Source organism: Streptomyces sp. TSRI0281, from assembly GCF_001905125.1.
Classification (GTDB): Bacteria; Actinomycetota; Actinomycetes; order Streptomycetales; family Streptomycetaceae; genus Streptomyces.
This window is the reverse complement of sequence record NZ_LWLE01000023.1, coordinates 188,964-214,599: the sequence shown is the minus strand read 5'-3', so window position 1 is coordinate 214,599 and position 25,636 is coordinate 188,964. Positions and strand designations below refer to the sequence as shown.

Below are 25,636 nucleotides of genomic sequence, written 5' to 3'. Positions count from 1 at the left end.
AGGGCCGCCCGCAAGGGACGCACATCCCCGGCCCCGGCCCGGCTCCGGAGCGGTTACGGGGCCGCTCCGGCACGGCACGGGGAGTTCGGCCCGTCCCTGCTCCGGTGTCCCGGCCCCGGTGTCCCGGTGTCCCGGGTCCGGTGTCCCGGCTCGCGTCCCGGCCCCGGAACCGCCGGATCAGACGTTCGGGACCTTGAGCTTCGTCCAGCTCTCCTTGCCGGGAATGCCGTCCGCCCCGCTGCCCGAGTAGCCGAGCTTGCGCTGCCAGGCGGCGTACGACTTCTTGTCGGCGTCCGACCAGGACGGTCCGGGACCCACCTCGTAACGGCCGCATCCCTCCGCCACGAGCCGCTTGCCCATCGCGGTGATGATCGCGCTGCGTCTGCCCGCCTTGAAGAACGCCGCCCCGGGGAACGGCTCGTACTTCGGCGGTGCGGGCGGCTTCGACGGGCCGTCCGGCTTGCCGCCGAGCCGGGACTTGATCCGGCTGCGCATCGAGTCCATCGTGAACCCGCGCGGATCGACCTTTCCCGGCTGCCACTCCTTGTGCCCGATCACCGAGCGCTGCGACCAGTGGTGCGCCCGGCAGATCGCGGCGGACACCTTCTCGATCGCCAGCAGCTGCGCCGCCGGCCAGGGGTCCTTCCCGTCGCCGAGGTTGATGCACTCGAAGCCGTAGAAGTGCCGGTTCCCGTCGGTGTTGGCCTCGTTGTCGGAGGGCAGTGAGGCCGACTCGTCGACCACGGCCCGCAGGACGTCGTCGTCGCCGAGCCCGGCATGGTTGGCCCGCCCGTGCCCGACGAGATGGACCGAGCCGTCCTTGGCTATCACCCCGTGGCAGAGCGGACCGGGGAGGCTGGAGTGGCCGTTGTAGCAGAGCTCCACCGAGCTCTGCGTTCCGGACGTCACGGTGTGATGGATCATCACCCCGTTCACCGGGCCCCACGGGCCCTTGTGGTTGCGGTTGTGTGTACGCCAGCTCCGGTGCTCGACGACACGCAGGCCTTCGTCACGGAGGGCTTTGAGCAGCTTGTCGGCCGACAGAGGCGTTGCCATCGTGGTGCTCCTTCCCAGGTGGTGCGGTGGTTCGACGCACCCAATAGTGCGTCAGTTCTCTTTCGTCTCCTGATCGTTTTGCCCGGTAACGGGGGGAGTCGAACCGCTGTCCGCCACACGTTCGGCGGCCACCGCCTCCTCCTCGGCCCGCGCCTCCGCCGCCAGGGCCTCCTCGTCCGCGGCCGGGATCGGCGCGGCCAGCGGTCCGAACTCCTGGCGGAGGTCGGCCACCGACCCCTCACCGAGAATCCAGGCCAGCGGCGCGTAGTGGACCCGCACACCGCGCGGCGAGCGCAGCAGCGGACGCCGGGCCGCGTCCGTCGGCCACTCGACGCCGCCCGTCGCCGTCCGGGCGGGCACGGTCCAGTAGTCACCGGAGCGGTACGTCCTGCCCGGCTCGAAGTACACGAACACACCGTCCTCCAGCGGCAGCCAGGCCCCCTCCTCGATCCGCAGCGCACCGTCGCGCACCTTCGCGGCGCCCTTGGTCCCGCGGGTCGCCGGGCGGTGGTCCCAGCGCCGCAGGTACGGGTTCAAATCGGGTCGCCGGCCCACGAAGGGCTCCGGCTCGCCCGAGAGACGCACCCGGCGCCCCGGCAGATCGACCTCCTCCACCCGCAGCAGGGGCAGCGGTTCACGGCGGCTCGTGTAGGCGGTGTCGACGAACTCGACCAGGTCACCGACGCCGAGGTCGAGCTTGTCGTCGTTGCCGAGCGAGGCCAACTCGACCCACGTACCGTCCAGGTCCTCGACCGCGAAGGTCACCGAACCGTTCTCCCTGGACCACTTGAACGTGGCGTCCTGTGCCGCGCCGCCCTGATGGATCTCCACCCGGTACAGCTGGTTCTCCGGCCCCCGGTAGCGGGCGTCCGGCCGGACCAGGCACGGGTCCTCGTCCGCCCGGTCCGGACGTTCGCTGCGGGCCGCCAGCCGGGCCGTCGGAGCCTGCGCCGCCGACCAGGTGTCGAACGCCGCCCGCACCTGGTCCTTCGTCGCCCCGTCCGCGAGGTCCAGCTCCGCACCGGGCAGCGGCACGACCTGCCACACCACCTTGACCCGGGCCGCCGTGTCGGGCATCGCCGTGCCCAGCGCCACCTCGCGCAGCAGCGGGTCCTCGGCCGCGGTGACCACCCGTTCCCACACCTTCAGGCAGGCCAGATACGGGAATTGGGTGGGCAGCCTGTCGCCGGGGCGCTCCGGGTCCCGGTAGCCGTCCGGCTGGTCCCAGTACGTCCAGGTCGCGGGGGCGGCGTCCGGGGCCTCGTCGTCCGGCGCGGTGGCGTCGTGCTCGGCCGGGACGCCCGGTCCGGGCCGGGACGCGTCCAGCAGGATGCCGTCCACGTAGTAGCGGCCGCCGCCGAGGGAGAGGTCGTCCAGCTCCCGGCTGCCGCCCAGGAACTGCACCTCGAAGCCGGTCGCGCCGCGCGGGCCGCCGTGCCCTCCGATCAGGTCGGCCGCGGTGGTACGGGCCCGGTGCAGCTGGATCGCGGCCTGCTCGTTGGTGTCCGCGTCCAGTTGGACGCGGCCCTGCTGGGCGAGCACCGCCGAGTAGTGCCGGTCCGGCCGGAAGGTGTCGCGGGAGAGATCTGCGTGCATGGGAAGGGGTCCCCCTTGGAAGTTCGGCAGTCGGAAGAAGTCGGGTGGGGCGACCGGGCCGGTCGCCCTGTCGGTGTCCGGGGCGGGCGGCCGGGCGGGCGGCCGGGTCAGGTGACGGGGATGATCCCGGCGTCCGTACCGGCCGGGGTGTACTCGGCGAGCCGGGCCCGCAGGCTGTCCTCGCGCTGCGGTTCGTACAGGTTGTGGAAGACGCCCATCTCCGAGCCGTCGTCGGCGCCCCGGCGGATCTGCCACGGACCGCCGTCCACGAGCCGCCCGTACGCGGGGGTGCCGTACCGCTCGCTGCTGAACAGCGGACGCACCTCCTGCGCCCGCTCGGAGCCCACGAGGTCGGGCTGGCAGCGGTGGCGGCGCGGGGTACGGGAACCGGGAGGCACGTAGGAGAACCGCAGACAGCCGACGCCGCGCCGCACCACCCGCAGCTGCCCGGTGAAGACGCTGTTCTCCGCGATCTCCACCGCGTGCGTGTGCACCTCGCCGATGACCGTGGTGCGGAGGGCGTGCAGTACGGCATGGGCGTGACGGCAGTCCGGGGCGGACAGCGCCGCCCGGTCGTGGCCGGTGGCGTCCAGGACGCTGTCGCGGAGATGGATCGCCGGCGGGTCGTGGCTCACCTCGTCGCCGATCACCTCGATCGTGCCGATGATGCTGTGATCGACGGAGACACAGGCGGTGGTCCGGTCCAGGACCAGGCTCGGCTCCTCCGGGGAGTGCGGGTCGCACTCCGGCTCCAGCGACCAGCCGGGCACCAGGGTGCAGTGCCGCAGCACGACCGCGCCGACGGGCCCGCTGACATGGAGCCCGCGCCCGGTGACCAGCAGGCCGTCCAGCACGATGCGCGGCGCGTCCCCGCTCCCGCCGGCGGCCGGCCCGCCGCCCCGCGACCCGCCGCCCTTCCGGGTCCCGCTGTCCTCCTGGGCCCCGCCGCTCTCCGGGGTCCTTTCGCCCTCCCGCGCCCGGATGTTGAGGGCGTCCGGCCGGTTGCTGTACCAGTCGAGCAGCCGGATCACCGGACGACAGCCCTCGGCCGCCCGCAGCTCCAGCCGGTCGCCTCGGTCGAGGTCGAAGTCGAGCTGCTCCTGATACGCGCCGCTGTGCGTGATCTCGATGACGCCGTCGGCCCCGCAGTGGCCCGCCCGCCGGTCCGCGCGCCACTGCTCGTACGCGTCCATGATCCGCTGGAACGCCTGGCCCGGACCCACCCGGTAGAAGCGTGCGGCGGGCGGTGTGACGCGCTCGCGCGGGTACTCGCCGCCGCCGATGTCGTCACCCGCGGCGTAGTGATAGGTGACCCAGACCCCTTGCCGGGGCGCCGAACGCGACCCGAAGGCGAGCCGCCCCAGCACCGGGTCCACGGCCACCTGACCGAGCTTGGGCCGGTAGCGCCAGCCCGACAGGTCCGCCACGACGATGTCCGACATCGGCACCGGCTCGTCCTGCCCGTCCCGCCGGACGGTGAAGCTCTTGCCCGGCCCGTAGTAGTCCGCGAGCCGGTCGGAGAGCTGCCGCCGCCGGATGAAAGCGGGCACGTTGTCGACCGTCGCGATGTGCGTGGCCGAGGGCTCCGGCACCGGTTTCGTCACCAGCGGACTGTCGTTGCCCAGGATCGAGAACGTGTACAGGCTGCGCGCCCGGTCGACGCAGTACGCCGGTGCCCGGGTGACCGAGTACGGCTTCAGCCGCCACACGAACAGCCCGACCCCGGCGGGGGAGTGGCCTCCCGCCCGGCGCGCCGAACCCGCCCTGCGTACGTCCACCGACCGTGCCGTCGTGTCGAACGGCCCGCCCGCCAGGTCCAGTCGCGCACCCTGGCGGACATCGGCCAGCCGCCCCCGGGACAGCCTGCGTACGTCGGCGGCCGGCGCCCCCGTCCCGTACAGCCTCACCGGCTGCTGCTGGGAGACCAGCCGGGAGAACTCCACGGCCCTGGCCGGCCACCCGGCGACCTCCTGGGACAGCTCCTCCAGCAGGGCGAGGGTGCCCTTGCGGCGGCGGTTGGCGACCGTCGCCGCCACATCGCGGCGCGGCGCCAGCGCCTCGGCGAGCCGAGTACGGGCCTCGCCGTCCCCGCCCAGACCGGCCGTCGGCACCCGCTCGTACCCGGGCAGCGGCCGGTAGCCCACCAGATCGCCGATATACGGCAGCACCCAGGGCGCCGCCGTCTCCACGAACAGGTCCTCGTAACTCTGCTCGACCCCGTCACGCACCCGGTCCACCTGCTCGGCGATCACCGCGAGCAGCGCGCGCAGCGGCTCACCGCCCTCGGCGTCCCGCAGCCGGTGCCACTGCGGGAGCAGCTCCGCGAGACCGTCCGGTTCCCTGCTCATGCGGCGCTCCTTTCCTGGGTGTTCATGAGGTGACCTCCGTCAGAATCAGCGTGTCCGGGACGTCCGGTGACAGCAGGGCGAGCTGGGCGGGCCGGATGCCGCGGAAGACGAACACCGCGCGGCCCTTCGCCAGGCGCCGGGTGTCGGTGATGTCCGGGTTGAGACGCAGCAGTTCGTCGAGCCCGATGCCGTACCGGGCGGCGACCGAGGTGAGCGTCTCGCCCTCCGGCGCGGTGACCCGGTGCACGTCCTCGTCGTACGCGCCGAGCCGCACCGGAACCGTCGCCCGCGGTCCGGCCTGCCGCTCGGCGAGCGCGAGCAGATCCTCGGGGGTGAGGGAGGCGGGCACCCCGTCGAAGACGTCCACGTCCACATGGTCGACACCGGGCACCGAGTGGGCCGTGGCCAGCACGTCCGACAGCCGCGCCGGGCTGCCCAGCTCACGCCGCTCGGGGCCGAACCGGGCCAACAGGGCTTGGCGCAAGCGGGGTTCGACCAGCTCCCAGCTGTGGTCGCGGGCCACCTTCACCTTCGCCGCGAGGAGCAGCAGGACCAGTTCGCGCACCTGCACCCGGACCGGCAGCCGGGAGTCGCCGTACCGGGCGAGCGAGGAACGCAGCGCGGTGAGCACATCGGAGTCCTCGGCGACGGGGATGTCCGCCACCCCGGCGACCGTCACGTGCAGCAACCGCCGCCTGCCGTCGAAGATCTCGCGCGCCGCAGCCCGCCCGATCCCGGCGCGGGAGCGGGCGAAGTCCTCGTAGTCGGCGACCGACACCAGCCGGTCCAGGGCCGACACGGCGAGCGGCACCGTGGACCGGGTCAGGCCGGGGCCGTCCGCGTCCGCGCCGCCCGTCGCGGGCTGCGGGTTGGTGACCCCGGTGACGCCCAGCGGCCGGGTGACCGCCTGGGTGATCCGGTCCGCCCGGACATTGGCGGCCCGGCCGGTACCGAAGCGGTAGCGGGCCCGGACGTTCTCGTGACCGCTGGGCAGCCGGGCCCCGTGCACCCCGTCGCCGAAGGTCACCGTCGTCCGGCCGCCCGCCACCCCGCCGACGTACACCCGCTCGCGCGGGCCGCGCCCGGCGAGGCTGTCCACCTCGTGCCACAGCAGCCCGTCGACCCGCACGTCGAGGGCCGGGGCGGCCCCCAGCGGGTTGTCGGCCGGCAGCCAGGTCAGCGGCGACTGCCACAGCGCGAACGTCTGGTTGATCCGGTCCGCGTCCCCGCTGCCGATCGGCTCCTCGCGGCTCTCGCCGTGCGTGGCCGCCACCACATTGCCCCGAACCCGCACGGTGGCCCGCCGGTAGCGGTGCACCAGGTCCGTCGTCAGCGTCAGCCGGGTGTGCACATGGTCGCCGGGCACCATGGGGTCCAGCACCTGCTCGACGTCCGCGACCGTCACCAGTTCGGTGCCCGTCACCGCGGGCACGTCCGTACGCTCCCCGGACACGATCAACTGCCGTCCCGGGCGCAGCCCGTCGTACAGCTCGGCCAACTCCAGCTCGTTGCCGTGCACATCCTCGCCGAGCGGCTCCTCGGCGAGCCGCAGCGGCTGACCGCCCGCGTGCACGGCGGTGTCCCGGATCGTGGAGAGCAGCACGTCGTGCTCGTCGAGCCACGGGTCCGCGAGCGTCAGCTCCGTACCGCGGCCCGTGATGCCGAAGTCGGTGTACACGGCGGTGCGTACGGCGGTGACCCTGGTGGTGACGAACCGGAGGTCCGGGTCGCCGGGGATGCCGTCCGGCCCCTCGGCGCCCTTGCGGGGGCGCTCGATCGCGACCCAGCTGCCGACCGTGACCGAGTCCTGCACCGAGTCGAGCGCGATCACCCGCCGGTTCGCGGGCTCCGGCACCGACGCGATACCGATCACCACGTTCGCCGGTTCGCTGCCCACCGTGTAGCGGACGGTCAGCTCATAGCCGTCGTGCCGGACCTGCTCGTGATCGCCGGGCGCCAGCCGCCAGCTCTTGGACTCGCCGTTGTGCACGACGACATGGACCAGGCCGTCCTCACCGGGACGGGAGACGAACAGCGTCCGCTCGGGCAGGCCCTCGTGCAGCCGGGCGGTGACCCCCGGCTCCTGCGAGTCGGTGGGCCGCCTGCCGAGCCAGCTCAGATCGTGGTCCTGAGCGGCCCGCGCCATCACCGTGACCCGGCCCGGCCCGAGTTCGAACGTCGTCTCCGCCGAAAGATTCTCCGACTGCTGGACCGACGAACCCGTCTCCGTGTACTGGAACTCCGCACGCACCGGGACCCTGCCCGCCGTGTCGAACACGACGCGCATCGTCGTCAGGGCCGAACCGCTCAGCGGCCAGTCGGCCTGCCTGATCACCCGCCCCCGCTCGTCCTGCACCGGCCGCAGCGGCGCCATCGCCCCGAACGGCGCCGAGGTCACCCGCAGCGCCTGCACCTCGTGGAGCAGCGCGGGCGCGGTCGGGGCGGACTGCCGCCACGCCGGATACATCCCGTCCGAGATCCGCGGATCGAGCGCCGCCAGCAGCCGCGCCCCCAGGTCCGAACCGGGCGCCGCCAACTGCCGCGCCCCCAGGTCCGAACCGGGCGCCGCCAACTGCCGGGCCCCCAGGTCCGAACCGGGCGCCGGCCGCCGCCACGCGCCGGTGCCCGACGACCCGGCGCGTGCACCGGGGCGTACGACGCCGCCGCGCAGCGCCGGAAGCACCGCGCCCAGGGCCCGCAGCGCCGCCGAACCCTCCGGCAGGCGCTTGCGGAGCAGCTCGGGCGCGGGCCGGGACGGCTCCAGGTCCGACGCCTGCGCGATCACCTCACCGACCATCGCCTCCAACTGCTCGAACCAGGCGGCGACCTCCTCGTGCGCACCGGCCACCGCCTGTGCCTCGGCCAGCCGCTCGTGCGGCTCGACCAGCCGTGCCGCGAGGCGGGCGGGCGAGGCGATGGTGTCCAGGTCCGCCCGCAGCGGGGCCAGCACCTGGGTGTCGAACTCCTCGATGTACCGGCTGACCGGACGCGGATTGGGGTTGTCGGGCGTCGGCTCGCCGTCCTCGACCGCCCGCTCGTCCTCCGTGATCCACTCGCGCAGCAGGTCCACCAGCTCGGCCAGGGACGGCGGGGCGGACTGCTGGAGCCCGATCCCCGTCACGTCCTCCTCACGGTCGATCCGGAGCCGGGCGACGGTACGCAGCAGCCGCTGCCCCGGCTCCTGCCCGTCCGACGCGCCCCGGCCGTCCGTGCCCTGCCCGTCCGACGCGCCCCGGCCGTCCGTGCCCTGGCTGTCCGACGTGCCCCGGGCGCCTGCTGCGCCCTGCCCGTCTTCCGTGCCCTGGCGGCTCTTGAAGACGAACAGCAGCCGGTCCCCGGTCGTCAGCGCCGTCGACGTGCCCGCGACCTGGATCTCGGAGCGGCCGCTCAGATCCTCCTCGGTCAGCAGGGAGGGACGGCGCCTGCGCACCGCCAGCTCGTTCCACGACGCGCGGGCCGCGAGAGCGGCGGACGTCTCGAACACCTGCGACTCGTCCTCGGAGGTGAGCGGAACGCTGTTGCTGCGCGCCCCGCGCGGGATGACCACCTCCACGTCCTCGTCGCGCGGATCCCGGTCCAGGGTGTACGCGAGATGGGTGTCGGCGGCGATCCCCGGCCTCGGCCGGTGACCCACCAGACGCCCGAGCAGCGCCAGCGAGCGGTGTTCGTTCGCGGTGCGCAGATACGCCTCGTCCACGATCCGCTCGGAGTGGAAGGTGAGCAGATCACCGACGACGGCCCAGGAGTCCAGCAGCCCGATCGCCGGATCGTCCGGGGTGCGGACCGTCAGCCCGCGCAGCGCCGGGTAGGCGGGGGAGGCGAGCCGGTCCACCATGGCCGCCAGGAACGAGCCGTAGTCGCCGACCCGGTAGTCGAGGGCCGAGCGCCCCGGCGGGTTGTACAGGGCATCGGGCGCCCGACGCTCATCATGTCCGCCGCAACCGCAACCGCAGCCGCAGCCGTCCGCGCCGTTCATCGCGTACCTCCGGCGAGCTCGATGGTCAGCCGGCCGTTCTCGGGCCGGTCGGGGTCGTTGTCGCACCGGGCAATCTCCAGCGGACCGAGCCGCAGTACGCCCGTCTCCAGGGCGGGATCGTCCAGGCCGTTGTCGTCGCCGCTTCCGCCGGAGGCGGAGTCGGTGCCCCCGGTGACGTCGTCGGTGTCGTCGGTGCCGTTGTCGAAGAGCCGCCGCAGCCGCGTCACCGTCACGCTCTCCACGCCCCGCACCCCGGCCGCCGCGGCCACCAGGCCGCTGAGCCGTACCGGTTCGCCGAACACCAGGGCATCGGGATGGAAGAACCCGAGCCGCCCGCCCGGCAGCCGTCCGGCACCCAGCAGCCGGTACAGCTCGGCCAGGATCTGCCCGTGCTGATGACCGGGTGCCGCACACACCGACAGGGCGATGTCCAGCGGTACGTTCCTGGCGGGGCCGACCACCAGGTCGTGGCCGATACGCCGGTAGCTCTCCAGCGCGTACGCCACCGAGTCCAGCAGCCCGGGGTCCGGCTCCCCGGCCCCCAGCGCGTCGACGGCGACATGGGCCTCCTGCGCACTGCCCGTCCAGCGGATCTCCGCCGCCGCGCGCTGCACCCCCGGCAGCGCGGACGCCAGCGCCGCGTAGTCCTCGGCGGTCACCGCCCGCTGCCGGGTGCGCTTCAGGTCGAGCGGCGCCAACTGACGTACCTGCTCCATCGGTTCGGGATCGGTGCCGCCCATCGCGGGCAGCGGATTGCGCACCCCCGCGACCGGCAGCGCGTCACCGGCGTCCTCGGCCTCCGGGTTCCGGCGCAGCACCAGATGGCTGACGGCCTCCGCGCCGACATTGCCCGCCGTGCCGCCGCCGAGCCGGTAGTGCAGAGCGAGCCTGGCGCCGGCCGGCGGCCGGGCACCGTGACGCCCGTCGCCGAAACGCAGCGCCACCCGCCCGTCGTCCTCCAGCTCACCGACCAGATGCCGGTCCCGGGGCCCACTGCCGAGCAGATCCCGCCGAGCCGTCCACACCGCCGAGCCGTCCACGGCCGTCACGCCACCCGAAGCCGTCACCGTGTCCACGGCCGTCACGCCCTCCGCAGCCGTCACCGCGCCCACGGCTGTCGTGCCTGTCACGCCTGTCACGCCTGTCATGCCTGTCATGCCTGTCACGGCTTTCACGGCGGGCAGCGCGGCCCGCGGATCCTGGACCAGCGCCGCCGCCGGACCCCGCAGGACCGGATCGTCCGGACGCAGCCCGGTCGCGTAACCGGGGCCCCAACTCCGGGCGATCTCCCAGGCGATGCCCGCGTCCAGCACCGTGCCCGCCCGCGCCCGCGCCGTCAGCACGTCGAGCCTGCGCAGCTTCGGCGCCAGCAGCCGCGGGCTGCGGTGCAGCAGCTCCCGCAGCGCCCGCACCGGGTGGAGGTGCAGCTCCAGATGGTCCAGCAACCGCAGTCCGAAGAGCACGGTCAGCTCGTCGATCTCCCTCTCGGCGAGCCCGTCGTGGTCACGGGCGCTGCGCCACAGCTCCACCAGCCGCTCCCGTACCCGTCCGGGCACGGCGGCCAGCCGGTCGGCCTGCCCGGCCGACACATGCTCCGACAAGGGGAACGGCGTCGCCCACACCACCGGGGAGCGCTGGAGCACCGGCCGGAACCGGGGCCGGATGCCGGGATAGACCACCTGCGCCAGCAGCGTCGCCAGCGCCTTGGCCTGCTCGTACGCCGTCCCCGGCACGACCTTCTCGCGCCGCCGCCCGGCCAGCTCCAGCCCGATCCCGGCGCGCGTCACCTCTTCGTCGCCGACCAGTACGGACAGCTCCCGCACCTGATCGGCGGTCAGCAGCCGCCCGTGCCGGGTCTGTTCCAGACGGGTCACCACGAGCTGCGCCGTGGCGTTGCCCGCGTCCGTGTCCCCGCACCCGAAGCCGGACGGTTCGCAGGAACCGAGCGCGGCGGGCTCCGGCGGCACGGTCACCGTCTCCGGGAGCGCCCCGCCGAACGTCAGCGACCTGCCGTGATCGACGAGGACCACATTGCCCCGCGCGACGCTCACATCCGCCACCGGCTCACAGCCGGTACCGTCACGCGTCGACAGACACAGCGGGAACGTCAACGCGTCCTCGCGGGCCCAGGTGACCTCCAGCACCGGCTGCCCGGACAGCCGGTCCACGCCCGGCGTGAGGGAGGTCAGCCGCACAGCGTGCCGATGCGCCGGGTCCGCGTCGCCGGGCGTACCCGAACGCGCCCCGCGCACCTCCTCGAACACCAGCAGATCACCCGGCGCCAGGGCCAGCGCCCGCACCGTGCGCTTCTTGTCGGCCCACTCGTCCCGCAGTGTCGCCGAGACCGCGCCCCTCGGCAGGGCACACACCTCGTCGCCCCAGGTCCAGAACCGGATGGTGTTGTGCGCGGGCCGCAGCTCGGCCGGCTCCCCGGCCACCACCGGCTCGAAGACCTCCACCGATCCGCGCTCCGCCAGCACCGCCAGATCGCGGTCCTCCACGACCGCGCCGATCTCCGGCCGGTCGCGCGGCCCCAGCGTACGGACGTCGACCGCGGCGAACCGGAACGTGCCCGGCCGCAGTGTCAGCCGCTTCGTCACCTCAACGGTGACCAGCGTCCGGGCGTTGCACCCGTCGTGCATCGGATAGTCGATCAGCCGCACGTGCCGCCGTACCGACACCCGCCTGCGGGCGGTGTCGAGATACGCCTCGGTGGCCACCGCGTCCTGCTGATAGCTGATCCGGTCCGCCGTGTGCGCCAGCAGCTCCACGAGCGTGACACCGAGATCGGCCGGGTTGCGCTCCACCCAGCCGGGTGTGGTCAGCGCGAGCCGGTCCAGGACGAGCCGGCGCACGGAGTCGTAGTCACGCGCCGTGTAATCGATGACGGGCGCCTCGCGCCGGGGGCCGGGGTCGTCGCCCGCCGCCCCGTCCACGCAGTCGAAGGGCGTCGGACAGTCCGGCCGGAACGTGAACTCCGCTCCGAAGTACCGCTGATCGAACCCCCGGAACGGCTCCGTACCCGGCCGCCCGTACGGATCGGTGTCCACCACGGAGAGCCGGTAGCGCGAGGTGTCCCCGGTCCGGTCGACCGTCACGAGCAGCCGGTCGTCCAGCTCCGGGTCCTCCTCGCGCTCCACGGCCACCTCGACCGCCTCGATCCCGGTGATCCGGCGCCCGCCGTCGATCCGGATGTTCTCCGGACACAGCCCGTGCGGCGCCTTGCCGAGGAACGTCACCGTCAGCGTCAGACCGTCGTCGCCGCACTCCACCGCGTCCACGCCACCGAGCCGCGCCACACGCACCTTGCCGCGCCTGCCGTCCATGCGGCAGACCAACTCCCTGCTGGGGCTGCTCATGCGGGCCCGCTCCCTTCGAACACCTCGTCGCGCCGGCTCCCGGTGGAGCGCACCACATAGCGCAGATACACCCGGACCACGTTCTCCTCGCTCACCACGTCCAGGGACTCCACATCGATCAGTTCGCCCAGCCAGCGCTGGAGCGCGGCCTGCACCGACAGCTCCAGGGCCGAAGCCAGCTCGGGGCTGTTCGGCGTGAAGACCAGATCCAGCAGCCCGCAGCCGAAGTCGGGCCGCATCACCCGCTCGCCCGGACTGGTGAACAGCAACTGCTCCACCAGATCCCGCACATGGTCGTCGTACGGCGCGTGGGCGCTGCGCCCACGCCGGTCGATACGGAACGGGAACGCGATGTCGCCGCGTACGGTCCTCGCCCTCATCCGCAGACCACCCCCCGCAGCGACGTGGCGACGACCGGCGGCCCCTGCGGCACGAGTGCCGCGCTGAAGCACTGCGCCGCACTCGTGTGCAGCAGGGCGGCCGCGCCGTCGACGAGCACGCCGCCCGGCTGCGGGGTCCACCGGACGGTGGTGCACGGATGCGGCACCCCGTCGACGATGTGCGGGCACCCGGTCACCGCGAAGACGTCGGACGCCGTGTGCACGGGCAGCCCGTCCACCCGCACGGCGGCCGGTCGCCCGGAGGTGGCGGACGCCCGGCCGCCGTGCGGGCAGGTGAGCGTGGCAGCGGCGCTGACGATGGTCCCTGCGCGTGTGGACAAGAGTCGTCTCCCCGTAGATCTCTGTGTGTGTCGCTTTCGGCTACTGCTCCTGCGAACTGCTCGGGCAACTGCCGCTCCGCCCCTACTGCTCCTGCTACTGCTTCTTGGCCACGATCAGCCGGCCGTCGTTGATGTTGACCTCGCCGCCGTTCAGCACGACCGAGGCGCCCTGACCGTTGGCGATCGTCACGCCCTTCTCGTCGAGCTGGATGTACGCCCCGCTCGCGGCCTGGAGCCGGATGCCCTGGCCCCCGCCCGGTACGTCACCCATCACGAACTTGTGCTGGTCCGACGTCTGGACCACCACGTTCTGGTGCGCCGGAGAGCCGGTCAGGGCATCGGGCGGCACCTCGGAGCTGTCCCCGTACCAACACCCGGTCCATATCGGGAAACTGACTTCCCCCTGCTCGAACTCCACCCACACCCCCGCCCCGGCGGCCGGCACCACGTACTGGCCCGACTGCGGCCCGGTGAACGGCAGGCAGGGCATGGCCCAGGTAGACGTCTCGTCGCCGAGGACGTCCGGAACCTTGACCGTGACCCGCCCGATCCTCAGCGGATCGTCATTGCTCACCACCCGCCCCCGGAACTTGCCGAGAAACCGGTTGTTCGGTCCTGCAGCCATGCGAAGCTCTCCTGGTCCATTTCCGCGGTCGCGGCGCTACGGTCGTACGGTGTCGCTCCGGGCGATCAGGCCCTCGCGCGACAGGGTGAAGTTCTGCTGGTACGAGCCGGGTCTGATGTTGTGCGTGACGGACTTGACGAAGTAGTCGCCGTCGTACGTCACCCCGGCGCCACGGACCCCGACCAGCTCGCGCGGCCGCAGGATGTACCCGTGCCGGTTCACGTCCAGCGACCCGGAGCCGGAGATGGCATCGGCCGACAGCGCGGCCCGCGCCAGCAGCTCCGCCTGCGCCTGCGCCGACTCCCTCTTCGCCGTGCCGGACAGGGTGCGGCGCTTCAGCGCGGGCGTGGCCCGGCGGCCCAACGGCGGGCGCAGCGGCCCGATGTCGGGCTGCGGCAGCAGTCGGCTGTCGCGGGTGGCCGGGTCCTGCACCCGGGCCTGCGGCTCCTCGCGGGCCGTCCCGTCGTACGCGAACGTCAGCTGGTCCACCGTCGAGTTGACGTCCATGTTCACGTTGAGCGCGTGCTGACGCTGCCCGAGCCGGGCCTCCGGTCCCCACACGGCGACCGAGTGGCCGGGGCGCGGGCCGGGTTCGAGGTAGAAGGTGTAGCCGTTGGCACGCGCCAGCTCGTTCACATAGCTCAGGTCGGTGCCCGACTGGTAGTCGACGCGGAGCCGCTCGCGCGGGGGCTGTTCGATCTGCTCCTGGAAGACATGGGGCTCGATGCCGTAGTCGGCGTACCGGGACAGGATGCGGGCGACGCGTCCGGAGGGCCGCAGATTGGGATAGCGGTCGGTGCGTTCCTCCAGGTCCATCAGGAGGGTGAGGTCCTCGCCGGTCACCGTGAGGGTGGAGTGCCCCGGCTGGTTGCTGGCGCCGACCTCCTGCCGCACGATGAGCCCGTCGAGCAGCACCCAGGCGGTGCCCTTGACGCTCACGCTGAGAATCACCCGGGTCTTCGGGTCGAAGAACCCCTCGGGCAGCAGCCGCCGGGACAGCGCGCCCTGCTTGGTCAGGTCGAACGCGAGCTGGAATCCGCTGCGTTCACCCGCGGTCGCGGTGATCTGAGCCGACAGCAGCGCCTCCACGACCTCGGGCGGCACGGGCCGGGTCAGCTTCGGCCCCGTCTCCAGGGTGATGTGGATGGGCCCGACCCCCACGGGCTGGTCAGACATACCGCGCACCCGCCCCCGCCCCGGGGAAGCCCCCGGCGTGCGGGATCGCGATGACACGGCCCGCCTCCTGCGTCAGCTCCTGCGGGTCCAGCACGGGATTCGCGTCGGCGATCTGCCACCACTGTCCCGGGTCCCCGAGATACCGCTGGGCCAGCAGATCGGGCCGCTCCCCGCTGCTGACGGTGTGCGGCGCGGTCTCGTCGTCCGTGACGTTCTCGATCGGGGGCAGCAACCGCCGTTTGGTGTAACGGACTTCGGTCCCGTCCGCCATCCGGTGCACCCCGATCTCGGCGTCGTGGTACCGGCTGGAGCGCGGGTAGGGGTGGGCGCCGGGAATGGTGTCCAGCGCGTTCTCGTACGGTTCGATGTCGGCCATGACCTCGGCTCAGCCCCTCCCCAGCCCGGCGTCCCGCCCGGCAAGCCCCAACGCGGCGAGCCCGCCGCTACGGGCGGCCCTGGCGAGCCGCTCCTTCTGCGCGAGATGCGCCATGTACAGATCGGCCCCGCGGTGCCCGGCGGGCAGATCGCTGACACTGAGCACCTTCATGCCGATGCTCAGCGCGGCCCGGATCGGATTGAGATTCACGTCGAACGCGGACTCGTTGATGGACAGTTCGGTCAGCCGCACGGGCATGACGCGCTTGCTGCCCCAGGTGAAGAGGGTCAACGGCATCTCGATCGGGCTGATCTCGATGGTTCCCTTCTTGGTGAGCCGGCTCGCCTCCCGCAGCTGGGCCGTGGTCGGATGCACGAGCATTTCGAGGGTGGCCAGCTCCGGATGAATTCCATCGGGAGCGGCCACCTCGAACTGATCGGTGGCATCGATCTCGGCGGTGAACTTCCAGGTCTCCTGAGCGGGCCCTTTGAGCCGCAGCGCCTCATTCCGGTCCCCACCCCCACTCCCTCCGCCGCCGGAGTCCCCACCACCGCCGGCGGACTGGGGCGCGAGGGAGCGTTCGAGGGTGTCGGGATTGAACTGGAGAACGATGATGCGCTGGGGGGTACCGCGCTCGGGATCGACGACGACTATGCCGGAGCGGATGGGCTTGGGGATGTCTGCGTAGCGGGTCACAGCCGGGCCTCCAGGCGGGCGCGCAAATCACCGTAGTCGTGCTGCGGGAAGATCTCGGGAAATACCGACAACATGCCCTGGAGATACTTGACCGTTTCGTGGAAATCGCCACGACTCAGCGAGATATCTGTATACAGGTATTGCCATCCGTAAGTGCCCTTTGTGAGAATCATGGCATCGAGATACTGACAGTAAGTAATGTTCATCTTGATGAATCCAGGCAGATATGGATCACCGCCGATATCTGCGATGGCGCTGTACCAGATCTCCAGCGGATCGACCTTGGGTTGCATTCGGATGTATGTCAGCTTCCCGGCGCCGGATCGTGGTGTGTGATCAAAGACGCGAAGTTCCGAGAGGAACTTGATTTGGAATTCGTTAGGATCAGGAATCGTGGCTGGGCCGCCTTCCTTTTGCTTCAGTACGTCGTGAAGGTGAAGGAGATTGAAATCCCCGCGAACTTCAGGAAATCCTTTTCTCGTACGTGTCTCCCACTGGGCTCCCATGTCGGTGAATCGCAGAGCGCAGTTCGTGATTTCCTGGCCCAGTGCAATGCCGTCCCATGCTGCGTCGTACTCGCTCAGAGAGCGAGCCGTCTCGACGGCTGATCCCAGTTGATCAGGATTCCCGCAATCGGCCTTCAGAGCGGGGCTTGACCGGATTCCGTCCAGTGATTCTGCGTGTCGCAGCTCGTTGCGAGTGAGATTCGGCATGACTGTTCGCTCTCTTCGGGATCAAAGACCTGGATTTCATCAGAAGGTGAAGTAGCCGTGAGTTGCGCGCTGCTTGAGCCTCCTCATGGTTGCTTCGAAGTTATTCAGTGGCTTTCCGGTCTTTGATTTGTATCCCGTCAGCTTTCTCTTCAAGTCGGCAAAGTCGCTGAATGTCCTCTGCTTGAGGACTGCGTTCACGTACATTGCTCCCGATTTATCCAAAGCCTTCCTCACCTCGCCGCGAGGGGCTGTGTTGATATTGATTGGAGGTGTAAGGGGTCCGACGAAGGTCGGTGCCGGCGGAGGGTCAAAATTCTTGACGCTGTTCATTTTCGGGGCCTCCTTCATCCAGTCTGAATTATTTTGACCGGTACCGGTACCCCTCCTTTTGTACATCCCCCACGTGACTGAGAGCTGCTGCGGAAAGCCTTCTGGATACGTGTTTCCGTGCGGGTAGGTGATATTACTCTGGCCTTTGTAGCGTGTCAGTTTTGCTGTGTACCATCCAGGGATCGGCGGATCATTCGTTGCGTTTTGCCCGAATGCCCCCGCGGCGAATTTTTCGATGGTGTGATAAAACGGAGCATTGTCGGAGTTCTTGGCGGGAACAAAGTTGGATGTCACGGCCGCCCCGCCTATCTCGCGCGGCAGCAGGTGCATGCGATCCCATTGGGGGACGCCTGGTGTCAACTTGTACCGCGACAGGTAGTACCAACCCTCGGTGTATTGTCCGCCGGGTTCCTGGCCGTGCTCCCTCGCATATTCTGGATTGATGTACTTGGCGTGGGTAGTTACTGCCGGTCGGACTCCGCTCTGTGGGGCGGGTTCGATGACAGGGCGCGGCAGTTGTTGCCGCCGCAAGTAGTCGAGCAAGCCTTGCGAGAATCCACCAATGACGGGACGGCTGGGGTTGAGCGTCGCCCGGATGGAGAACTCGTCCCCGCCCTGCTTGTCCAAACTGGTCAGTCGATACCACGCGCGCAGGGACGAGAGAAGTGCCCTATGCGCACGATTCGAAACACCCGGTTCGAGTCGCTCGGTGAGGATGCGGCGAATTCGGGGGATGATTTTGTCCAGCCGTTCATCCTTTGAATCCTTCGAGTCCTCGTCCTTCTTGCGCTGGTCCTTCTTGTCCTGCTTCTCCTTGGTCGGGTCCTTGTCCTTCGGCTTTCCGTCCTTGTCCTTGTGCTTGTCCGGCTTCGGCTTCTTCGAATCCTTGCCGTCTTCCTTGTCCTTCGGCTTGGTGGGCTTGCCCGGGGCGTTCTTGTCGCCCGGCTTGTCCTTGGGCTTGGTCGGGTTCTGGTCCTTCGGTTTGGCCGGGGTGTCCTTGTCGTCCTTAGGCTTGCCCGGGGTGTCGTCCTTCGGCTTCGGCTTCGTGTCCGGCTCGGTCTTCGGCTTCGGTGGGGGATCCGCTTTTGGCTTGGGCTTCGGGGACGGGGTCGGGCGGGTGTTCGGCTTGTCGTCGTCCTTGTTCTTCGGCCGGCCGTTCTTGTCCTTGGACGTGGACGTGGGTGTCGTCGTGGGCTTCCTGCCCTCTCCCGGGCCCGTCTTCGGCTTGCCGTTCGGGCCCGGTGTCGTGGGCTTCGGCGTAGTCGGGCGGGCGTTCGGGGCCGTGGGCTTCGGGGTGGTGGATTTCGGGTCCTGGTCCTGGGCCTTCTTGTCGTCGCCCTTGCCCTTGTCGTCCGAGCCGGCGGCACCCGGGCCCTTGTCGTTGCCCTTGTCGCCCTTGCCGAGCTTCGCCGCGACTCCCTTGAGGCGCCTGCCCACCTTCGACACGTACTTGCCGATGCCCGTCATCAATGCCTGGTACAGGACTTCCAGGAGGGCGACCACTCCGGCCGCGACCGCCTTGGCGAAGAGGATTCCGGCGCCCCCGCGGCGTACGGACTTCAGCCAGTCCAGCACCATGCCCAGCGCGCTCAGGATCGCGCTCAGCGCACCCCACGCCGTGCGGATGGCGTCGATGACGGCCATCACCCAGCCCGCGCCCGGGATCAGCTTGGCGACGATCTTCGTCATGACCAGTTCGCCGATGATCAAGGGGAGTTGGGGGACCACGGCGTCCCACGCCTCCTTGACGATCTCCTCCATCTTGATGCCGCCCTTGAGCAGCTTGTCCAAGATGGCCTTCGGGACGCCGATGATTTCCTGGATCTTGTCGTTGAACCACTGCTTGACCGCGGCCTTGACCTCGCGGAAGAGGTGGTTCTTCGCGCCGTCCACCGCCGAGTTCTTCGCACCGCCCAGCCAGCCACCCGGGTCGGAGAGGAAGTCGACCGCGATGAGCATCCAGTCACCGAGCGCGCTCAGCAGCTTCGAGGCGAAGTCCAGGACCGCCTTCACCGCGTCCACGACCGCCTTGACCACGGCCTGGAGCATCTTCTTCAGGAAGTCCAGGATGCTGCTCAGCAGCTTGCCGATGGCGTCCAGCAGATCCGTGATGATCTGCTTCAGCATCGTCGCGAGCTTGTTGACCAGGGCGATTGCGGCCTCGATCAGGCCCGCGATGAACTTCCTGATGCTGCGGGCCAGTTCGATGACGGCCCGCACCATGGCCTTCGCGAATTCGATCAGATCGTTGATCAGATTCTTGATCGCTTCGACGATGAACTTGCGCGCCTCGGCGATCCAGCGCTCGACCGTCTCCTTGAAGTTCTTGATGAAGCCGATGACCGCGTTGCGCGCCGTCCTGATGACGCGGACGATCGTCTCCTTGATCTCGATGACCTTCTGCTTGATCCAGTCGAAGGCCTTGCTGACCCAGTTGCCCGACTGCTCGACGCTGTCGTCGCGCGCCTTCTCCGCGTCCTTCTCGGCCTTGGTGTTCTCGTCCCGGATCTTCCTGTCGCCGTCGTCCTTCTCCTTGACGACGTCCTCGTCGGTCTTCTTCTCCTTCTCCTGTACATCCGTGCGGACCTTCTCGTGCCGCTCGGTCTTCTTCGTGCCGAGGGTCTTGAGTTCCGCGTCCTGCTCCGTGCGCCAGTCGGCACGCTCGGCGTCGACATCGGCAAGCGCCTTCTCACGCTCGCCCGCCTGGCTCTTGGTGTTGGCCGCGACCTCGGCATCGACCTTGGCCCTGTGCTTCTGCTGGGAGTCGCGGAAGTCCTTGTCCTTGGTCTGCCGCCCCTCGGACATCCCCTTCTGGCCGTCGCTGAACGCAGCCTGGAACTCCGGCCCCCGCTCGTGCTCCGCCACCTCGGAGGCGGCCTCCGGGGGTACGGCTCCGGTGCCCGCGCCACCGTCCGGCGCTGCCCCGTTGCCGCCCTGGCCCCCCGGGACCTTCGCGGTCATCTGCTCCTTGGGAGCGTTGGGGTAGACCTGGTTCTCGCCCATCGGGCGCCCGGCGTCGTCCTTGCCGGTCGCGACCGTCTCCTGGCCCTTGGTGTCGACGGCCGTGCCCTGCTCGCCCGCCGTCTGCTCGGCGGCGCCCTGCATCTCCACGCCCGGCGCGTTGCCCGCCTGGGCCTTCTTCAGCGCCTCGTCCTTGGTCGGCAGCCCGGCGAACTTGGCGGCCAGTTCCTGCGGGTCCACCACGGGTTCGTCGGCGCCGAAGGCGCTCGCGATCCCGTTCACGATCTTGCCGCCGATGAAGCCCAGGGCCATCTTGAACGTGTCCCAGCCGCCCGGCTCCTCCGCCTTCTCCGCCTCGATCTGGCCCTCGGGCTCCTTGGCGCCCTTGACCTCGGCCTTCTCGTCCTTCGGGGCCTCGGACTTCGCCGCCGGATCCTGGGAGTACTGGGCCGCTGCGTCGGCCTTCGGCTTGCCCTGGAGCGTCTGCGGCGCACCGGCCGGACGCTGCATCGAGGGCGGCGCTGCCGCGAGGGACTTGTGCTCGTCGCCGACCGTGCGGTCCACGGAGCCGCTCACGCCGCTCATCGCCTGAAGTGCCTTGTGGGGCTTGAGCTTCGAGGCGGTGGTGAGGCCCGCTTCCGGTGCCACCCCGGAAAGATTCGGTGCGGCCCCCGAGTCCTTCCTGCCCTTGCCCTTCCCCGGTGCGGCAGCCTTGGAGCCACCGCCACCGCCACCGCCGCCGGGCGACCCCTTGGCCGCCGGTGCGGGCTTGGACGCCGCGGCCCTGGGCGCCGGTGCGGCCTTCGCCGAGGTGGGGGCGTCGGCGGGCTTCGTGGGTTCCGGGGTGGCGGGCGTCTTCGGTGCCGCGCTCTCCGTACGGGATACGGGTTCGCTCTTCGACGAGGGCCCGTCCGCCGACTCGTTCGGCGCACCCCCCGACGTTTCCACGTTGGACCCGCCGGAGACATGAGTGTCCCGCGCGGGCGAGGGGGACTGCGCGTCCGCCGCCGGTTCGCTGCGGCCCGCCGGAGCCGCGTCCGTCTTCTTCTGCTCCTCCTTGGCCGCGGGCTCCGGCGCCGCCGCGTTGCCCGCCACCGCCTGCGGGGAAGCCTTCTCCTGGGCGCCCGCCTGCGTCTCGCCTCCGGCCGGAGTGCCCTTCTCCTCCTTTTCCGCCGCCTCCTTGGCGTCGCTGCCCGCCTCGGACGTGCCCGGCGCCTCCTGCACCGCCGTCTGCGCGGCCACGGGCCCGGCCTTCGGGTCGTCCCCGCTCTTCGGGTCCTTCGACGTCGTCACCGGCCGCGCCTCGGCCGCCCGCTCCAGAGCGAGCCCGCCGGGCTGCGCCCCTGCCGGCCCGGCTCCGTCCGCCTCGGCCGACGGCTCCGTACCGTCGGCTGAACCGGCGCCGTCCGCCTCGGGCTCCATCTCCGCCGCCGCGTCCTCGGCGTCCTCCGCGTCCCGCTCGGCCTGTACCTGGTCGGCCTTGGTCACCGGGGGAGCGGGGAACGACGGAGCGGCCGCCGTGCCGGACGAGGACGGGTCCAGCTTGTCCGCGGTCGGTACGCCGGACACATCGAGGTCCTGCGCCGGAAGGAAGTCCTCCGGCTGGAGCTTGACGTCCCAGGCGCTCTCCTCCCCGCCGCCGACCTCGACCTCCGACCCGCTGCCCGAGGCGAACGGGTCCTCGTCCGCCCGCTCCTCGGGACCGTCGAGATCCTGGTTCCGTACGCCCTCCAGCCTGCTGAACGCACCGGGCAACTGGGCGTCCCTGCCGGACGTGGCCGACGAACCCGTGGGCTTGTCCGAGCCCCGCTTGTCCTCCGGCTTCAGCCGCTGACCCGCCACGAGCGCTTCGGTCGCGCCCGGCCGGTTCCTCGCCGCCGACTCCTCCTTGCTCGCGGCCGGAGCGCCCTGCTGGTCCTGTCCCTCCTGGCGCCCTTGCCCTTCCTTGCCCTCCCGGCCGCCCGCCGCCGGGGCCGAGGACTGCTTCCCGCCGCCCGAGGACGCGGCAGCGGACGAGGACGACGAGGACGACGGCTGCGGCGCCGCAGCCGGTGCCGGGGCCGCATCCGGCTGCCCGCCCTCCGGCGCCGTACCGACACCGCTTCCCGAGCCGGCGCCCGAGCCGGCGTTCCGCTCCTCGTCCCGCTCCTCGTCCCGCTCCTCGTCCCGCTCCTCGTCCCGCTCCTCGTCCCGCTCCTCGTCCCGCTCCTCGTCCCGCTCCTCGTCCTTCGGACCCCGGGTGTTCTCCGGCGTACTGCCGGGGGCGCCCTCCGCCTCGTCCCGCTCCTTCTCCGGACCCGGTGCGGCCGTCGGCTCCTCCGCCTCCGCGCGCTCCTCCTCGGCCGCCCGCCGCTCGCTGTCGCGCTCGTACCGGAGGGCCTGCGCCGGATCGTTCTCGGCGGTGGGGGCGTCGAGCGAGTCCCGCTCCAGGTCGTCGTACGCCTCGACCTCGTCGACGAGGTCCAGCAGCCGCTCGTGCTCCGAACTGAGCAGCCTGGTCTCCAGCCGCTCCAGGACGTTGTCCTGCAACTCGTCGGGCAGTAGCGCAAGTTGCCTGCGGGTGCGCTTGGACCGGTCCTCCGGGTCGCCGCGCAGCGAGCGTACGACGGAGTTCGCCAGCCGCTCCACGAGCGTCGCCGGGTCGATCTGCTCCATCCGGTTCCGGTCCGCGTCCACGGTCGCGTACCGCAGCCAGCCCGGCGTCGCCTGACCCTCCCCGACCCGGGTCTCGGGCTCCCCGTCCCGTACCGACTCCTGCGCCGCCACCTCCGCCTCGCGCTCCATCGCCTGCTGCGGCAGGCTCACCGCGCCCAGGTCACGCCCGGCGCGCAGCGCGCCGAGACCGTGCGGGTTCTGCACGGTGTGCAGCAACTCGTGGGCGAGCAGCCGCTGTCCGTCGACCGTGCCGGGGCGGTAGGTCCCCTCGCGGAAGAAGATGTCCTGGCCGACCGCGACCGCGTCCGCGCCGAGCATCTCGGTGAGCGCGCCCGCGTCCGGATCGGTGTGCAGCCGCACCCGGCCGAAGTCGTGGCCGAGCCGCTCCTCCAGCTCCCGCCGTACGCTCAGGTCGAGCGGCTGCCCCGCCCCGCTGACGATGTTCTTCGGCTCGGGGGCGCGCGAGGCGGCGCGCTCCTTGCGCTTGCGGCGCTTGGCGGACTGGTCCGAGCGGGCCTCCTGCGAGTGGGACGTACTCATCGCGTCGCTTCACCCCCGCCCGAAAGACCCGTGTGCACCGCACGGGCCAGCTCCTGGCCCAGGCGCCGTGCGGAGACCGTCGCGGGCAGCGGGGGCAGTCCCGCCAGGGCGTCCAGCGCCTGCCCGCCGTCCCCGGCCAGTGGCACGCCCCGTTCCCGTACGAGCCGGCCCAACTCCGCCTGGAACGCCTCCGACACGCGCTCCGGGTCCACCCGGCCGAACCCGTCGAGGACCAGCTCGCCGATGTCGACCCGTACCGTGCGCTGCTGCTCGTTCAGACCCATCCGTGCACCTCCGAGGGCGTCAGGGAACGGTCGAGCTTGAGGTACTCGGTACGGGCGGCCTCCAGCATGTGGCGCATCTGGAGGCGGTCGCCCTCCTCCGCGGCGAGGAACGCGCCCGACAGCGCGATGTTGCGGATGGAGCCGCCCGCCACGGTCAGCCGGGCCAGCAGTTCCGGTTCGACGCCCTTCATCGGGGCCCGCGCGGGCAGCACCCGGCGCCAGATCTCGGCCCGCTCGCTCTCGCCCGGGAACGGGAAGTCGACGACGAAACGGATGCGGCGCATGAACGCCGTGTCCAGCGCCTGCTTCATGTTCGTCGTGAGGACCGCGAGCCCCCGGTACGCCTCCATCCGCATCAGCAGATAGCTGACTTCGAGGTTGGCGTACCGGTCGTGGCTGTCCTTGACCTCGCTGCGCTTGCCGAACAGGGCGTCGGCCTCGTCGAACAGCAGCAGCGCCCCGCCCTGCTCGGCGGCGTCGAACACCTTGCGGAGGTTCTTCTCGGTCTCCCCGATGTACTTGCTGACCACCTGCGACAGATCGATGATGAACAGATCCAGACCCAGCTCCCGCGCCATCACCTCGGCGGCCAGCGTCTTGCCCGTACCGGAGCCGCCCGCGAACAGCGCGGTGACGCCGAGACCCCGGCGCAGCGTCTCGGCGAAGCCCCATTCCTGGTACACGGTCGGCCGCTGCCGCACATGCGCGACGATCTCCCGCAGTACCTTCAACTGCCGTTCGGCCAGCACCAGATCGCCCCAGCCGGCCTGCGGCTCGATCCGCCGGCCCAGCTCGTCCATGCCCATCCGGGCCTCGGTGAGCCCCGCCTGCCAGGCCAGCCCGGTGGCGTCCAGTACGTCCTCGCCCGGCAGATCCCGGGCCACCGCGGCGCCCGCCGAGCGGACCAGGTGCGGCGGCAGCGCGAACTGGGCCACGAGGTCGCGCAGATCGCCCTGCGACACCTCCGGTACCCCGGCGAACGCGTCGGTCCACACCCCGAGCTGCTCGTCCGCGTCCAACGGCGGAACGGTGACGCGCTCACCGCGGGGGCGCGCCGTCTGCCGGGGGTCGGGACTCGACACGACCAGCGGTACGGCGGCGCTCTCCACGAACGCGTCGGTGGCGGCAGCCTGTTCGCGGTCCAGGTCGCCGATCTCCACCAGCAGGGCCGCGGGCAGCAGGATCGCCTCGCGCTGCCACAGGCGCGCCAGCAGGTCGCGTGCGGCCGGGGCGGCCGGGACGTCGGCGGCCGACATCTCGTAGAGGCCGAGCCCCGAGCGGCGGGCCGCGGTCGCCGCGATGTCCGCTCTCGTCCGCAGATCGCCGCCGACCAGCTCGACCCGGAGCGGCGCCCCGCGCCCCGCCCCAGCCCAGCCCGCCGCGACCCGGTTCGCCGCCAGGTCGTACGAGGCGGGCAGTACGTCCGGCACGGTGGTCCGGCGCAGCAGCCCGTGCAACCGGGCGTCCAGGTAGGGCGAACCGGCGAGGAAGTGCAGGATCCGCTCGTCGAGCCGGAGCCGGGACGTGGTCAGCCGGGACTCGTCGTCCAGCTCGACGATCCGCCAGCGGCGCAACGGGGCGACCGGGGTGAGCGCGCTCCAGTGCGGGTCGCCGAGCGCGGCGAGGGCGAGCGAGAAGGTGGGGTACGCGCGTTCCGGATCACCGCAGGCAGCGGCGCAGCGGGCGGCCGTGGTGGGTTCCAGTTCGGCGGCCGCGGTCAGCAGGACGACATCGCGCTCGAAGGCACTCAGGCCGAAGCGGGCGACGAGGGCGTCCAGGGCGGCGGGGGACACGGGCGCGGTGGGGGAGGCGAGGGCGGTGCCCTGGGGCGGGGCACCCGTGTCCAGGGCGCTACCGGCGGACCGGGTGGAATCCCCTGTACCCGCGTCCGCGTCCGGGCCCGATTCCGCCTCCGAACCCGAGCCCGCGCTTGATTCCGCTTCCGCTTCCGCGCCCGCTTCTGCTTCCGCGACCGCGCCCGCGTCCGAGCCCGATTCCGCTTCCGGGCGGCGGGCGGCTCCGTCGCGTTCGGCTCGTCCGTCGCGTCCTGCGCGTCCTGCGTGGGCGTCCACCCGGGCGAGGACGGCGTGGACGGCCGCCGAGAGCGCCCTTCCCTGTGCTGCCGCGTCCCGTCCCCGGCCCGTGCCTCCGCTCGTGCGGGTGCCCTCGGCCTCGCGTTCGCCCTCGCCCCGACCGCTTCCCTCGTACCTACCCATGTCCTCAC

Annotated in this window: 15 protein-coding genes; all 15 read right to left on the bottom strand. The window is 71.4% G+C overall.

Annotated elements, in window-relative coordinates:
- Positions 1–177 precede the first annotated feature (177 nt).
- Positions 178–1,056 carry a peptidoglycan-binding protein gene (locus A6A29_RS25960; RefSeq protein ID WP_073723374.1) on the bottom strand — a complete coding sequence of 293 codons (879 nt, stop codon included), beginning with the start codon at positions 1,054–1,056 and terminating at the stop codon, positions 178–180.
- A gap of 51 nt (positions 1,057–1,107) precedes the next feature.
- The gene (locus tag A6A29_RS25955; protein WP_073723372.1) at positions 1,108–2,652 is read right to left on the bottom strand and encodes a DUF6519 domain-containing protein; all 1,545 of its coding nucleotides are present in this window, start codon (positions 2,650–2,652) and stop codon (positions 1,108–1,110) included.
- A 107-nt stretch (positions 2,653–2,759) separates the two neighbouring features.
- The gene (locus tag A6A29_RS25950; RefSeq protein ID WP_073723370.1) at positions 2,760–5,000 is read right to left on the bottom strand and encodes a hypothetical protein; all 2,241 of its coding nucleotides are present in this window, start codon (positions 4,998–5,000) and stop codon (positions 2,760–2,762) included.
- Positions 5,001–5,022: 22 nt separating this feature from the next.
- Positions 5,023–8,976, bottom strand: coding sequence for a putative baseplate assembly protein (locus tag A6A29_RS25945; protein WP_073723368.1), 3,954 nt, complete (start codon positions 8,974–8,976; stop codon positions 5,023–5,025).
- Positions 8,973–12,335: a putative baseplate assembly protein gene (locus tag A6A29_RS25940; protein WP_073723366.1), complete on the bottom strand. Its 3,363-nt coding sequence runs from the start codon at positions 12,333–12,335 to the stop codon at positions 8,973–8,975. The genes A6A29_RS25945 and A6A29_RS25940 overlap by 4 nt, the downstream gene beginning before the upstream one ends.
- Entirely contained in the window at positions 12,332–12,715 is a 384-nt protein-coding gene (locus tag A6A29_RS25935) for a GPW/gp25 family protein (protein WP_073723364.1), read from the bottom strand. The genes A6A29_RS25940 and A6A29_RS25935 overlap by 4 nt, the downstream gene beginning before the upstream one ends.
- A complete protein-coding gene (locus A6A29_RS25930; RefSeq protein WP_073723362.1) occupies positions 12,712–13,056 on the bottom strand; it encodes a hypothetical protein in 345 nt (114 codons plus the stop codon). Before A6A29_RS25930 ends, A6A29_RS25935 begins: the two co-directional genes overlap by 4 nt.
- Positions 13,057–13,150: 94 nt before the next feature.
- Positions 13,151–13,681 carry a phage baseplate assembly protein V gene (locus tag A6A29_RS25925; protein ID WP_073723360.1) on the bottom strand — a complete coding sequence of 177 codons (531 nt, stop codon included), beginning with the start codon at positions 13,679–13,681 and terminating at the stop codon, positions 13,151–13,153.
- 36 nt (positions 13,682–13,717) lie between these two features.
- Positions 13,718–14,857 (bottom strand): hypothetical protein, encoded by a 1,140-nt coding sequence (locus tag A6A29_RS25920; protein WP_073723357.1) that lies wholly within the window; start codon positions 14,855–14,857, stop codon positions 13,718–13,720.
- Complete coding sequence (locus A6A29_RS25915; RefSeq protein WP_073723355.1) at positions 14,850–15,233, bottom strand: hypothetical protein; 384 nt, start codon at positions 15,231–15,233, stop codon at positions 14,850–14,852. The genes A6A29_RS25920 and A6A29_RS25915 overlap by 8 nt, the downstream gene beginning before the upstream one ends.
- A gap of 9 nt (positions 15,234–15,242) precedes the next feature.
- A complete protein-coding gene (locus tag A6A29_RS25910) occupies positions 15,243–15,929 on the bottom strand; it encodes a hypothetical protein (protein WP_073723353.1) in 687 nt (228 codons plus the stop codon).
- Complete coding sequence (locus A6A29_RS44965; RefSeq protein WP_143197079.1) at positions 15,926–16,642, bottom strand: hypothetical protein; 717 nt, start codon at positions 16,640–16,642, stop codon at positions 15,926–15,928. Before A6A29_RS44965 ends, A6A29_RS25910 begins: the two co-directional genes overlap by 4 nt.
- Positions 16,643–16,681: 39 nt before the next feature.
- On the bottom strand, positions 16,682–23,128 hold the full coding sequence (locus tag A6A29_RS25900; protein WP_073723349.1) for an eCIS core domain-containing protein: 6,447 nt from the start codon (positions 23,126–23,128) through the stop codon (positions 16,682–16,684).
- Entirely contained in the window at positions 23,125–23,412 is a 288-nt protein-coding gene (locus tag A6A29_RS25895; protein ID WP_073723347.1) for a hypothetical protein, read from the bottom strand. The genes A6A29_RS25900 and A6A29_RS25895 overlap by 4 nt, the downstream gene beginning before the upstream one ends.
- Positions 23,403–25,628, bottom strand: a complete 2,226-nt coding sequence (locus A6A29_RS25890; protein ID WP_073723345.1) for an ATP-binding protein — start codon at positions 25,626–25,628, stop codon at positions 23,403–23,405. The genes A6A29_RS25895 and A6A29_RS25890 overlap by 10 nt, the downstream gene beginning before the upstream one ends.
- Positions 25,629–25,636: the final 8 nt, after the last annotated feature.

Bases quoted from the DNA above. Each gene is read 5' to 3' on its own strand.
- A6A29_RS25960 (WP_073723374.1), bottom strand. From the start codon at position 1,056: ATGGCAACGCCTCTGTCGGCCGACAAGCTGCTCAAAGCCCTCCGTGAC.
- A6A29_RS25895 (WP_073723347.1), bottom strand. From the start codon at position 23,412: ATGGGTCTGAACGAGCAGCAGCGCACGGTACGGGTCGACATCGGCGAG.
- A6A29_RS25945 (WP_073723368.1), bottom strand. From the start codon at position 8,976: ATGAACGGCGCGGACGGCTGCGGCTGCGGTTGCGGTTGCGGCGGACAT.
- A6A29_RS25900 (WP_073723349.1), bottom strand. From the start codon at position 23,128: ATGAGTACGTCCCACTCGCAGGAGGCCCGCTCGGACCAGTCCGCCAAG.
- A6A29_RS25935 (WP_073723364.1), bottom strand. From the start codon at position 12,715: ATGAGGGCGAGGACCGTACGCGGCGACATCGCGTTCCCGTTCCGTATC.
- A6A29_RS25920 (WP_073723357.1), bottom strand. From the start codon at position 14,857: ATGTCTGACCAGCCCGTGGGGGTCGGGCCCATCCACATCACCCTGGAG.
- A6A29_RS25950 (WP_073723370.1), bottom strand. From the start codon at position 5,000: ATGAGCAGGGAACCGGACGGTCTCGCGGAGCTGCTCCCGCAGTGGCAC.
- A6A29_RS25955 (WP_073723372.1), bottom strand. From the start codon at position 2,652: ATGCACGCAGATCTCTCCCGCGACACCTTCCGGCCGGACCGGCACTAC.
- A6A29_RS25915 (WP_073723355.1), bottom strand. From the start codon at position 15,233: ATGGCCGACATCGAACCGTACGAGAACGCGCTGGACACCATTCCCGGC.
- A6A29_RS25940 (WP_073723366.1), bottom strand. From the start codon at position 12,335: ATGAGCAGCCCCAGCAGGGAGTTGGTCTGCCGCATGGACGGCAGGCGC.
- A6A29_RS25890 (WP_073723345.1), bottom strand. From the start codon at position 25,628: ATGGGTAGGTACGAGGGAAGCGGTCGGGGCGAGGGCGAACGCGAGGCC.
- A6A29_RS44965 (WP_143197079.1), bottom strand. From the start codon at position 16,642: ATGCCGAATCTCACTCGCAACGAGCTGCGACACGCAGAATCACTGGAC.
- A6A29_RS25925 (WP_073723360.1), bottom strand. From the start codon at position 13,681: ATGGCTGCAGGACCGAACAACCGGTTTCTCGGCAAGTTCCGGGGGCGG.